This window comes from Alistipes sp. HGB5 (genome assembly GCF_000183485.2).
Lineage (GTDB): Bacteria > Bacteroidota > Bacteroidia > Bacteroidales > Rikenellaceae > Alistipes > Alistipes finegoldii.
On the sequence record NZ_AENZ01000009.1, the window covers coordinates 101,862 to 114,790 of the forward strand.

9 protein-coding genes and 2 tRNA genes are annotated in these 12,929 nt (G+C 56.6%); all 11 read right to left on the reverse strand.

Annotated elements, in window-relative coordinates; genetic code table 11:
• Positions 1–43: 43 nt before the first annotated feature.
• Complete coding sequence (rpoC, locus tag HMPREF9720_RS01665) at positions 44–4,303, reverse strand: DNA-directed RNA polymerase subunit beta' (protein WP_009596320.1); 4,260 nt, start codon at positions 4,301–4,303, stop codon at positions 44–46.
• Between the two features lie 36 nt (positions 4,304–4,339).
• Positions 4,340–8,200 carry a DNA-directed RNA polymerase subunit beta gene (gene rpoB / locus HMPREF9720_RS01670; RefSeq protein WP_009596390.1) on the reverse strand — a complete coding sequence of 1,287 codons (3,861 nt, stop codon included), beginning with the start codon at positions 8,198–8,200 and terminating at the stop codon, positions 4,340–4,342.
• Between the two features lie 244 nt (positions 8,201–8,444).
• Positions 8,445–8,822: a 50S ribosomal protein L7/L12 gene (rplL, locus tag HMPREF9720_RS01675; RefSeq protein ID WP_009596324.1), complete on the reverse strand. Its 378-nt coding sequence runs from the start codon at positions 8,820–8,822 to the stop codon at positions 8,445–8,447.
• A 41-nt stretch (positions 8,823–8,863) separates the two neighbouring features.
• Entirely contained in the window at positions 8,864–9,388 is a 525-nt protein-coding gene (gene rplJ, locus HMPREF9720_RS01680; RefSeq protein ID WP_009596430.1) for a 50S ribosomal protein L10, read from the reverse strand.
• A gap of 17 nt (positions 9,389–9,405) precedes the next feature.
• Positions 9,406–10,104, reverse strand: coding sequence for a 50S ribosomal protein L1 (rplA, locus tag HMPREF9720_RS01685; protein WP_009596498.1), 699 nt, complete (start codon positions 10,102–10,104; stop codon positions 9,406–9,408).
• 6 nt (positions 10,105–10,110) lie between these two features.
• Complete coding sequence (gene rplK / locus HMPREF9720_RS01690; protein WP_009596474.1) at positions 10,111–10,551, reverse strand: 50S ribosomal protein L11; 441 nt, start codon at positions 10,549–10,551, stop codon at positions 10,111–10,113.
• Between the two features lie 16 nt (positions 10,552–10,567).
• Positions 10,568–11,128 carry a transcription termination/antitermination protein NusG gene (gene nusG, locus HMPREF9720_RS01695; RefSeq protein ID WP_009596421.1) on the reverse strand — a complete coding sequence of 187 codons (561 nt, stop codon included), beginning with the start codon at positions 11,126–11,128 and terminating at the stop codon, positions 10,568–10,570.
• Between the two features lie 14 nt (positions 11,129–11,142).
• A complete protein-coding gene (gene secE, locus HMPREF9720_RS01700) occupies positions 11,143–11,340 on the reverse strand; it encodes a preprotein translocase subunit SecE (RefSeq protein ID WP_009596332.1) in 198 nt (65 codons plus the stop codon).
• Between the two features lie 19 nt (positions 11,341–11,359).
• A tRNA-Trp gene (locus HMPREF9720_RS01705) sits at positions 11,360–11,433 on the reverse strand.
• A gap of 48 nt (positions 11,434–11,481) precedes the next feature.
• A complete protein-coding gene (gene tuf, locus HMPREF9720_RS01710; RefSeq protein WP_009596396.1) occupies positions 11,482–12,669 on the reverse strand; it encodes an elongation factor Tu in 1,188 nt (395 codons plus the stop codon).
• Positions 12,670–12,801: 132 nt separating this feature from the next.
• Positions 12,802–12,874 (reverse strand) — tRNA-Gly (locus HMPREF9720_RS01715).
• Positions 12,875–12,929: the final 55 nt, after the last annotated feature.

A 12,929-nucleotide genomic window follows, 5' to 3' on the forward strand; every position in this document is an offset into this window, starting at 1 on the left:
CCTTTGGGAACGGCTTCTTTCGAATCGTATAGGTAACGTCGGCTTACTGCGCCTGCTGAAGCGATTCCAGCTCGGCTTTCGAACCGACCACCAGGTTGTCGTACTCGCGCAGACCCGTACCGCCGGGGATCAGATGACCGCAGATGACGTTCTCCTTGAGGTTCTCCAGCGGATCGACCTTCGCTTGGATGGCAGCTTCGTTGAGCACCTTGGTGGTCTCTTGGAACGATGCGGCCGAGATGAAGCTCGAAGTCTGCAGCGCGGCGCGGGTAATACCCTGCAGCACCTGCGTCGAGGTTGCGGGAATAATATCGCGCACCTGCACGGGCTTCATGTCGCGGCGCTTGAGGCTCGAATTCTCGTCGCGGAGCTTGCGCAGCGAAACGATCTGTCCGGGCTGCAGCGACGTCGAATCGCCGGCATCGGTAACGACCACCTTGTCGTAAAGTTCGTCGTTGACGTCCATGAACTCCCACTTGTCGACGGTCTGGTCCTCGAAGAAACGGGTGTCTCCCGGATCCTCGATCCGCACCTTGTTCATCATCTGGCGGACGATGACCTCGAAGTGCTTGTCGTTGATCTTCACACCCTGCATGCGGTACACCTCCTGCACCTCGTTGACGATGTACTCCTGCACCTTCGTCGGGCCGAGGATATTGAGGATGTCGCTCGGAGTGATGGCGCCGTCCGACAGCGGGCTTCCGGCCTTCACGTAGTCGTTCTCCTGCACGATGATCTGACGCGACAGGGGCACGAGGTAACGCTTCATATCGCCCTGTTTCGAGGTGATGATGATCTCACGATTACCGCGCTTGATCTTGCCGAACGACACCTCGCCGTCGATTTCCGAAACGATGGCGGGGTTCGACGGGTTGCGGGCTTCGAACAGCTCGGTAACACGCGGCAGACCGCCGGTGATGTCACCGCCCGACTTGCCGACGGCACGCGGAATCTTGATCAGGATATCGCCGGCCTTGATCTTGGCGTTATCCTTCACCACGACGTGGGCCGAAACGGGCAGGTTGTACTGCTTGACCTCCTCGCCCTCCTTGTTGACGATCTTGATGACGGGGTTCTTGGTCTTGTCCTTCGACTCGGTGACCACCTTCTCCGAAAGTCCGGTCTGCTCGTCGCGCTCATCGCGGTAGGTAACGCCCTCGATGATGTTTTCGTAAACGGCGCGGCCCTCGTACTCCGAAATAATAACGGCGTTGTAGGGGTCCCACTCGCAGATCATGTCGCCCTTCTTGACTTCGGCGCCGTCCGCCATGAAGAGCGTCGCGCCGTAAGGCAGGTTGTGCGTATAAAGAACGATTTCAGTCTTGGGATCGACGATGCGGAACTCCGACTGACGCGAGATAACGATGTCAATCGCCTCGCCCATGGCGTTCTTGCCCTTGACGGTGCGCAGTTCGTCGATTTCCAGACGGCCTTCGTATTTCGAAACGACATTGGTCTCGACGGCCGTACCGCCGGCCACACCGCCGACGTGGAACGTACGGAGCGTAAGCTGCGTACCCGGCTCGCCGATCGACTGGGCGGCGATCACGCCGACCACTTCGCCCTTCTGCACCATGCGGGCAGTGGCAAGGTTGCGGCCGTAGCATTTGGCGCATACGCCGCGGCGCGCCTCGCAGGTCAGCACCGAGCGGATCTCGACCGACTCCAGCGGCGACTTCTCGATCGCTTCGGCGATCGACTCGGTAATCTCCTCGCCGGCCTTGCAGATCACTTCGCCCGTAAGCGGATGGATCACGTCGTTCAGTGCCGTACGGCCGAGAATACGGTCGTAGAGTGTCTGCACAACGTCGTCGTTGCGCTTGATGGCCGTAGCCGTCAAGCCGCGGAGCGTACCGCAGTCCTCTTCGTTGATAATCACGTCCTGCGCAACGTCCACCAGACGACGGGTCAGATAACCTGCGTCGGCGGTCTTAAGCGCGGTATCGGCAAGACCCTTACGGGCACCGTGCGTCGAAATGAAGTACTCCAGCACCGAAAGTCCCTCCTTGAAGTTCGAGAGGATCGGGTTCTCGATGACCTGCTGACCGCCCTCGACGCCCGACTTCTGCGGCTTGGCCATAAGACCGCGCATACCGCTCAGCTGACGAATCTGCTCCTTCGAACCGCGGGCGCCGGAGTCAAGCATCATGTATACCGGGTTGAAACCGTCGTCGTCCTTGATCAGCGTGTCGATCACGACCTTCGTGAGCTTGGTATTGATGTTCGTCCAGACGTCGATGATCTGGTTGTAACGTTCGTTGTTGGTGATCAGACCCATGTTGTAGTCCTCCATGATGGAGTCCGAACGCTCGTAACCCTCCTGCACGAGTTTCTCCTTCTCTTCGGGGATAATCACGGCGTCGAGGTTGAACGACAGACCGCCGCGGAAGGCCATCTGGTAACCCATGTGCTTGATATCGTCGAGGAAAGCGGCCACCTTGTCGGCACCGGCCTTCTTCATCACTACGGCGATGATGTCGCGCAGCGAACGCTTCGTGAGGATTTCGTTGATATAACCGACCTCCTTGGGCACCACCTGATTGAAGAGGATGCGGCCGATGGTCGTCTCCTTCAATTCGGTAATCGGATTGCCGTTCTCGTCGATGTCGTCCACCAGACACTTCACGATGGCGTGCAGGTCCGCCTGACGCTCGTTGTAGGCGATAATAGCCTCCTCAGGACCGTAAAATACGCGGCCTTCGCCCTTCACGCCCTTGCGGGGTTTGGTGATGTAGTACAGACCGAGGACCATGTCCTGCGACGGCACGGTGATAGGCGCGCCGTTGGCGGGGTTAAGGACGTTGTGCGAACCGAGCATCAGCAGCTGGGCCTCCAGAATGGCGGCATTTCCCAGCGGCAGGTGCACGGCCATCTGGTCGCCGTCGAAGTCGGCGTTGAACGCCGTACATGCCAGCGGGTGGAGCTGCATTGCCTTGCCCTCGATCAGCTTGGGCTGGAACGCCTGAATACCCAGACGGTGCAGGGTCGGGGCGCGGTTCATCAGCACGGGGTGTCCCTTTATGACATTCTCCAGAATACCCCAGATCACGGGGTCTTTCCGGTCGATGATTTTCTTCGCGGATTTCACCGTCTTCACGATGCCGCGCTCGATGAGCTTGCGGATCACGAACGGCTTGTAAAGCTCGGCCGCCATGTCCTTCGGAATACCCATCTCGTGCATCTTCAGCTCAGGGCCGACGACGATGACCGAACGGGCCGAATAATCGACACGCTTACCCAGCAGGTTCTGACGGAAACGTCCCTGCTTGCCCTTGAGCGAATCCGACAGCGACTTGAGCGGACGGTTCGACTCGTTCTTCACGGCGTTGCTCTTGCGCGAGTTGTCGAACAGCGAATCGACAGCCTCCTGCAGCATGCGCTTCTCGTTGCGCAGAATCACCTCCGGAGCCTTGATCTCGATGAGCCGCTTCAGACGGTTGTTGCGGATGATGACACGACGGTAAAGGTCGTTCAGGTCCGACGTGGCGAAACGGCCGCCGTCCAGCGGCACCAGCGGACGCAGTTCGGGCGGAATGACCGGGATGACGTTCAGCACCATCCATTCGGGCTTGTTCTTACCCTCCGACGCGCGGAACGACTCGATGACGTTCAGGCACTTGAGGGCTTCGCTCTTACGCTGCTGCGAAGTCTCGGTCGAAGCCTTGTGACGCAGCGCGTAAGACATCGAATCGAGGTCCACGGTCTTCAGAAGCGTGTAGATCGCCTCGGCGCCCATCTGCGCGACGAACTTGTTGGGATCGCTGTCATCCAGCGCCTGATTGCCCTTCGGCAGCGCGGCCAGCACGTCGAGATACTCCTTCTCCGAAAGCGTGGCCAGACGCTCGATGCCCTGCTCGGCGGCGGCGCCGGCGTTGATCACGACATAACGCTCGTAATAGATGATCGCCTCCAGCTTCTTAGACGGAATACCCAGCAGGTAACCGATCTTCGAGGGCAGCGAACGGAAGTACCAGATGTGAACCACGGGCACGACCAGCGAAATGTGGCCCATACGCTCGCGGCGCACCTTCTTCTCGGTCACCTCCACACCGCAGCGGTCGCAGACGATACCCTTGTAGCGGATACGCTTGTACTTGCCGCAATGGCATTCGTAGTCCTTGACGGGACCGAAAATGCGTTCGCAGAACAGACCGTCGCGCTCAGGCTTGTAGGTACGATAGTTAATGGTTTCGGGCTTGAGCACCTCGCCGCTCGACTGGGCCAGAATCTCCTCAGGGGAGGCCAAGCCAATCGAAATGCGGCTGTAACCATTGTTCGTCTTATTGTCTTTGGAAATTGACATATTTGTTCTTCGTTTTTCTTATCCTCAAATTATACCTTATTCGAGTTTGACCGACAGGGCCAGACCGCGAAGCTCGTGCAGCAGCACGTTCATAGCCTCCGGAATACCCGGTTTGGGCAGGTTCTCGCCCTTGACGATCGCCTCGTAAGCCTTGGCGCGGCCCATCACGTCGTCGGACTTGATGGTCAGGATCTCCTGCAGGATGTTGGCGGCGCCGAAGCCTTCGAGCGCCCAAACCTCCATCTCACCGAAACGCTGGCCGCCGAACTGGGCCTTACCGCCGAGCGGCTGCTGCGTGATGAGCGAATAGGGACCGATCGAACGGGCGTGCATCTTGTCGTCGATCATGTGGCCGAGCTTGAGCATGTAGATCACGCCCACCGTCGCCGGCTGGTCGAACATTTCGCCCGTGCCGCCGTCGTAGAGGTACGTACGGCCGCTGTGCGGAATACCCGCCTTGGCCGTGTACTCGTTGATCTGGTCGAGCGACGCACCGTCGAAGATCGGCGTTGCGAACTTCAGGCCCAGTTCACGGCCCGCCCATCCGAGCACGGTCTCGTAAATCTGTCCGAGGTTCATTCGCGAAGGCACGCCCAGCGGGTTCAGACAGATATCGACGATCGTACCGTCTTCGAGGAACGGCATGTCCTCGTCGCGCACGATACGGGCTACGATACCCTTGTTGCCGTGGCGTCCTGCCATCTTGTCGCCCACCTTGAGCTTGCGCTTCTTGGCAATGTAGACCTTGGCCATCTGAATGACGCCCGTCTGCGGAAGCTCGTCGCCGTTGGTGATGTTGTACTTCTCACGCTTGATGGCGGCGTCGGCCTTCTTCCATTCGATGGTATAATTGTTAATGGTAGCTTCGATCAGCGCATCGGTGTGGGCGTCGCCCGTCCACTTGCAGGTGCCGAGATTCAGATAACCCATCACCACGCCGGTCTTCTCGTCCGTGGTCTTGCGGGCGATCTCCTCCAGCATCTTCTGCGAGAATTTCGTGCCTGCGGGATAGAGTTCCACGCCGAAGTAGTCGGTGACGCCGGTCGTGGTCTTGCCCTGAAGCAGGGTCCACAACTTGGCCACCAGCCGTTTGGTCAGCTCCGCAATCTCGGCTGCGAACTTCTCGTCGAGTTTCTCGATCTGCACCTTCTCGGCGCTCTTGCCCTTCTTGCCCTCCTTGTTGGCACGGCTGTAGAGCTTCGTGTCGATCACCACGCCGTGCAGCGAAGGCTGCGCCTTGAGCGAGGCGTCCTTCACGTCGCCGGCCTTGTCGCCGAAGATGGCGCGGAGCAGCTTCTCCTCAGGCGAAGGATCGCTCTCGCCCTTCGGGGTGATCTTACCGATCAGGATGTCGCCCGGATGCACGTTGGCGCCGATACGGATGATACCGTTCGCGTCGAGGTCCTTGGTGGCGTCCTCGCTCACGTTCGGAATGTCCGAAGTCAGCTCCTCGACACCGCGCTTGGTGTCGCGCACCTCCATGATGTACTCGTCGACGTGCACCGACGTGAAGATGTCCTCACGCTGGATACGCTCCGAAATCACGATGGCGTCCTCGAAGTTGTAACCCTTCCAAGGCATGAACGCCACCTTCAGGTTGCGGCCCAGAGCCAGCTCGCCGTGCTGCGTCGAATAGCCTTCGGTAAGGATCTGTCCCTTCACGACCTTGTCGCCCGTCAGTACGATGGGCTTCAGGGTGATGGAAGTATTCTGGTTGGTACGGCGGTAGCGCGGAAGCTCGTATGTGGTCACTTCCGGCTCGAACGACGCCAGAATCTCGTCTTCCGTACGCTCGTACCTGATCTGTATCTTCGTCGCGTCGGCGAAAGTCACTTCGCCGTCGCCTTCGGCCACGATCTGGATGCGGCTGTCAGAGATCATGTCCTTCTCGATGCCCGTGCCGACGATAGGAGCGTCCGTAGTCACCAGAGGCACGGCCTGACGCATCATGTTCGAACCCATCAGGGCGCGGTTGGCGTCGTCGTGTTCGAGGAACGGGATAAGGCTCGCGGCGATCGAAGCGATCTGGTTCGGAGCCACGTCCATCAGATTCACCTCCTCGGCGGTAACCACCGGGAAGTCGGCGCCTTCGCGCGCCTTGATACGGTCGGGCTGCAGGAAGTGGCCTTCGTCGTCGATCGGCATGTTCGCCTGCGCGACGATCTTGCCCTCCTCCTCTTCGGCCGAGTAGTAGCGGATGTCGTCGTTGTTCATGTCGATCTGTCCGTTCTCGACTTTCCGGTAGGGAGTCTCGATGAATCCCATCGGCGAAATCTTCGCATAAACGCAGAGCGACGAAATCAGACCGATGTTCGGGCCTTCCGGCGACTCGATCGGGCAGAGACGGCCGTAATGCGTGTAGTGTACGTCTCGCACCTCGAAACCGGCGCGGTCACGCGACAGACCGCCGGGGCCGAGGGCCGACAGACGGCGCTTGTGCGTAATTTCGGCCAGCGGGTTGATCTGGTCCATGAACTGCGAGAGCTGCGAAGTGCCGAAGAACGAGTTGATCACCGAAGACAACGTCTTGGCGTTGATCAGATCCACCGGCGTAAACACCTCGTTGTCACGCACGTTCATACGCTCGCGGATCGTACGCGCCATGCGCACGAAACCTACCGAGAACTGATTCGACAGCTGTTCGCCCACGGTGCGCACGCGGCGGTTCGACAGGTGGTCGATATCGTCCACGTCGGCCTTGGAGTTGATCAGCTGGATCAGGTATTTGATAATGGCGATGATGTCCTCGCGCGTCAACGTGCGAATGGCCGGATCGGTATCCAGATCCAGCTTCTTGTTGATGCGGTAGCGGCCCACGTCGCCCAAGTCGTAGCGCTTGTCCGAGAAGAACAGCTTCTCGATGACGTCGCGCGCCGTCGCCTCATCGGGCGGCTCCGAAGCGCGCAGCTGCCTGTAGATGTAAACGACAGCCTCCTTCTCGGAGTTGCAGGGGTCTTTCTGCAGGGTATTGTATATGATCGAGAAGTCGATGCCCGACAGGCTCTCCTTATGCAGGAGGATCGTCTTGGCGCCGCTTTCGAGAATCTGGTCCACATGTTCCTCTTCGAGGACCGTCTCGCGGTCCACGATAACGTTGTTGCGCTCGATGGAAACCACCTCGCCCGTGTCTTCGTCCACGAAGTCCTCGACCCACGTCGAAAGCACGCGTGCGGCGAGCTTGCGGCCCACAGCCTTCTTGAGGTTGGCCTTCGTGACCTTCACTTCGTCCGCCAGATCGAAGATTTCGAGAATCTGCTGGTCCGCCTCGTAGCCGATGGCGCGCAGCAGCGTGGTGACGGGAAGCTTCTTCTTACGGTCGATGTAGGCATACATCACGTTGTTGATGTCCGTTGCAAATTCGATCCACGAACCCTTGAAAGGAATGATACGCGCCGAATAGAGCTTCGTGCCGTTGGTGTGCATGCTCTGTCCGAAGAACACGCCCGGTGAACGGTGCAGCTGGGATACGATGACACGCTCCGCACCGTTGATGACGAACGTACCGCGTTCGGTCATATAGGGAATCGTACCGAAGTACACATCCTGAACGACGACACCGAAATCTTCGTGCTCGTCGTCCGTGCAGTAAAGCTTGAGTTTGGCTTTCAGGGGAACGCTGTACGTCAGCCCGCGCTCCAGACACTCCTCGATCGAGTAGCGCGGCGGGTCGATATAGTAGTCGATGAACTCCAGAACGAAATTGTTCCGGGTATCCGTAATGGGGAAATTCTCCTGAAACACCTTGTACAGCCCCTCGTTTTTACGATTTTCGGCCGTGGTGTCCATCTGGAAAAAGTCCCGGAATGATTTAAGCTGTACCTCCAGCAGATCGGGATAAGGCACCCGGTTCTTGACTGTAGAAAAGCTAATTCTTTGTTGTGTTTTTGCTGTGGACATCGTAAAATCCAAATTATGTTGAAGTGTAATTCTGGTGGGTTACGCTCCCCCGCGTTGCCGGGTATTTATTATCCCGCCAATGCCCCCGTTTGCAGGCGTATTTCGCCCCGGGAGCATCCTTTCTTCCAAAGAGTGGACACAGCTCCTGCTCGGCACTTCCAGTCTTTAGACCAAGAAAAGGCATAGAGCTTACACGCCGGTAAGCCCTATACCTGAATCGTCTGAAACGACTTAAGCAGCAATGCTACTTAAGCTCAACTTCAGCACCAGCCTCCTCAAGCTGAGCCTTGATCGACTCGGCCTCTTCCTTGGAGACACCCTCTTTAACAGCCTTGGGAGCGCCGTCAACGAGAGCTTTAGCGTCGCCCAGCGAAAGACCAGCGAGGTCCTTAACGACCTTGATAACCTGAAGTTTTGCCTGACCGGCGGTCTTCAGAATCACGTCGAAAGTCGACTTCTCGGCGGCAGCAGCCTCGCCTGCGCCAGCAGCGGGAGCTGCAACGGCAACAGCGGCAGCAGCCGGTTCAATGCCATACTCCTCCTTGAGGATGGTAGCCAATTCGTTTACCTCGGTAACCTTGAGGTTTACCAGTTCTTCAGCAAGTTTCTTTACGTCTGCCATAGTTGTAAGCTTATTAAATTTTGTTTAATTCTTGATTGTGATTAGTTGTTTCTCGATTCGAGCGTCTTCACGATGCCCGCAATCTTTTGGCCTGCATTAGCCTGCAATGCAGAAATAACATTCTTCGCAGGAGACTGGAGCAGTGCGATGATATCGCCGATAAGCTCCTCCTTCGACTTGATGTTACACAGAGCGTCCAGCTGATCGTCGCCCACGTAAACGCATCCCTCGGCGAAAGCCGCTTTCAGAACGGGTTTGTCGGACTTCTTGCGGAATTCCTTGATCAGGACCGCAGGAGCCTTCGCAACGTTGGCGAACATAATCGAGGTCGGACCCTCCAATACTTTTACCAGATCAGCGTCAGCCTTCTCCACCTTCTCCAGCGCCTTGCCCAGCAGCGTGTTCTTCACGACTACCAGTTTGACGTCGTTTTCGAAGCACTTGCGGCGCAGGGCAGCGGTCTGCTCTGCGTCAAGCGCCGCGATGTCGGCGATATAGAAGTGAGGATAAGCTTGGAGCTGCTCGGCAATGGCGTTAATAACGACCAGTTTTTCTTCCTTTGTCATCTCTTCTCTCCTCCTTCTTATTTGGTTTCTACTGATTTGGAATCAATCTGCAAGCCGGGACTCATCGTGGTCGAGAGATAAATACTCTTCACATAAGAACCTTTCGCAGCAGCCGGTTTCAGTTTGAGAATCATGTTCAGCACCTCTTTCGCGTTGTCCACGATCTGATCGGCCGAGAACGAAACCTTACCTACCGAAGTGTGAATGATACCGAATTTGTCGACCTTGAAGTCGATCTTACCCGATTTCACTTCCTGAACGGCTTTGCCCACCTCCATCGTAACCGTACCGGTCTTGGGGTTAGGCATCAGGCCGCGGGGACCCAGAATACGGCCCAGCGCACCAACCTTGCCCATTACGTTCGGCGTGCAGATGATAACGTCAACGTCGGTCCAGCCGCCCTTGATCTTATCAACAAACTCGTCCAAACCTACGTAATCGGCGCCGGCAGCCTGAGCCTCAGCCTCCTTCTCAGGAGTACAGAGCACCAGCACGCGCACCTGCTTACCCGTACCGTGGGGCAGCGTCACAACGCCGCGGACCATCTGATTGGCCTTGCGGGGATCGACTCCCAGACGCACGTCGATATCAACCGAAGCGTCGAATTTCGTGAACGTAATCTCCTTCAGAAGAGCGGCAGCCTCCGAGAGCTTGTAAGCCTTATTGGCTTCCACCTTGGCGTAGGCGATCTTTTGATTTTTTGTCAACTTACTCATCTTCGATTACATATTAGGAAATTCACCGACGACGTTGATACCCATACTGCGAGCGGTACCAGCGATCATACGCATAGCAGCCTCTAAGGTAAAGCAGTTCATGTCAGGCATTTTGTCCTGAGCGATCTCGCGCACCTGATCCCACGTCACCTGACCGACCTTGTCGCGGTTAGGCTGTGCGGAACCCTTCTGCACTTTGGCTGCTTCCTTGAGCTGAATAGCTACAGGCGGCTGTTTTACAACAAAGTCGAACGACTTATCGCTGTAAACCGTGATGATGACCGGGAGAACCTTCCCTGCCTTGTCCTGGGTACGCGCATTGAACTGCTTACAGAAGTCCATGATATTGACTCCCTTAGAACCCAATGCGGGACCAACCGGGGGCGAAGGATTGGCGGCACCACCTTTGATCTGCAATTTAATAAATGCAGCAACCTCTTTTGCCATAGTTTTCCTTGGTTAATTATTCTTTTTCTACTTGTGTGAAACCCAACTCCATAGGAGTCTTGCGCCCGAATATCTTCACCGATACCGTGAGTTTCTTGCGCTCGTTGTCGACGGCCTCGATGGTACCCTGGAAGCTTGAGAAAGGGCCATCGGTGACCTTGACGGTCTCGCCGACAAAGAATGGTATTTCGTTCTCCTCCTCCATGGCGTTCATCTCATCGACGCGGCCGAGGATGCGGGCCACCTCCTGCGGACGCAGCGGCGTGGCATTCATCTTGCGACTGTCTTCCTTGGTATCGCCGAGGAAACCCAGCACATTGGGAGTGTTACGAATTATAATCGGAATCTGACCTACAAACGCGGCCTCCACCAATACGTAGCCCGGATAAGAAACCTTCTCCTTGGAGACTTTCTTTCCGTTGCGGATGGTGTATACCTTTTCGGTGGGAATCAGCACCTGAGATATGTACTCCTCCAGATTATTATGGCGGATTTCGGCCTCGATATACTCTTTGACCTTGTTTTCCTTACCGCCGATAGCCCGGACGACATACCACTGCTTCTTAATCTCGCTCATCGTTTCAGCAACAATTAACGGCCAAGATTACCCAGTGTCTTGTAAATGACGGCCATCAGGTTCTCGAACGTCAGGTCCATAGCCAGCACGACAATGGCGAAAATGACCGAAGCCACCATCACGACGATCGTAGAGCTCTGGAGCTGCGGAAACGTGGGCCACGTCACCTTGTTTACAAGCTCGTTGTAGGATTCTTTAACGTAATTGAACATACTTTTTTCTTTTACTCTTTGGCAGGAGCAGAGAGATTCGAACTCCCATCAACGGTTTTGGAGACCGCTATTCTACCCTTGAACTATGCTCCTAAAAGCGGGAAGCGGTGCGGAACACCGCTTCCCTATAGGTTGTGAAAATTATTTCACGATCTTCAGGATCTGACCTGCACCTACCGTACGGCCACCCTCGCGGATTGCGAAACGCAGACCTTCGTTGATAGCTACCGGGTAGATCAGCTTCACGGTGATGGTCACGTGGTCGCCGGGCATAACCATGTCTACGCCTGCGGGCAGGTGAACCTCACCGGTCACGTCCATCGTACGCAGATAGAACTGGGGACGATAGTTGTTGTGGAACGGCGTGTGACGGCCACCCTCTTCCTTCTTCAGGATGTAGACCTCAGCCTCGAACTCGGTGTGCGGGGTGATCGAGCCGGGTTTAGCGACTACCATACCGCGCTTAACCTCTTTCTTGTCGATACCGCGGAGCAGCAGACCTACGTTGTCGCCGGCCTCGCCCTCGTCGAGCAGCTTGCGGAACATCTCGACACCCGTACAGGTCGAAGTCAGGGTCTTCTCCTCAAGACCTACGATCTCGACGGGATCGCCTACGTGGATGATACCGGTCTCGATACGGCCCGTTACAACGGTACCGCGGCCGGTGATCGAGAACACGTCCTCGACAGGCATCAGGAACGGCTTCTCGTTCTCACGCTGCGGGATCGGAATATACTCGTCAACAGCGTTCATCAGCTCCATGATCTTGTCCTCCCATGCCGGCTCGCCGTTCAGGCCGCCGAGTGCGGAACCGCGGATAACGGGAGCGTTGTCGCCGTCATATTCGTATTTCGAAAGCAGGTCGCGAACCTCCATCTCGACGAGGTCGAGCATTTCGGGGTCGTCCACCATGTCGCACTTGTTCAGGAAAACAACGATGCGGGGAACGTTCACCTGACGGGCGAGCAGCACGTGCTCGTTGGTCTGGGGCATCGGGCCGTCCGTTGCGGCAACTACCAGAATGGCACCGTCCATCTGAGCGGCACCGGTAACCATGTTCTTCACATAGTCGGCGTGTCCGGGGCAGTCTACGTGAGCATAGTGGCGGTTGGCCGTCTGGTACTCAACGTGCGAGGTGTTGATCGTGATACCACGCTCTTTCTCCTCAGGAGCGTTGTCGATGGAGTCGAACGAACGAAGCTCCGACAGACCTTTCTTAGCCAGAACGGTCGTGATAGCAGCGGTAAGGGTGGTCTTACCGTGGTCAACGTGTCCGATGGTACCGATGTTCACATGCGGTTTCGAACGGTCGAATTTTTCTTTTGCCATAGTATTAAGTATTTAAAGTATTGTTAAAAATTGCTTTAAAGTTTTAAAAATTCATTTCGCAGAACGAGCGGGCGACACAAACTCCCCTATCAACCGATAGGAGACGTCCGTATCACACGCTTCTGCGTCTTGAGCGGAAGACGAGGCTCAAACTCGCGACCCTCAGCTTGGAAGGCTGATGCTCTATCAACTGAGCTACTTCCGCAAAAATATACCGTATCAGAGTCTACCCTTTCCTCCGCGCCGTCCGTCGATCGGAC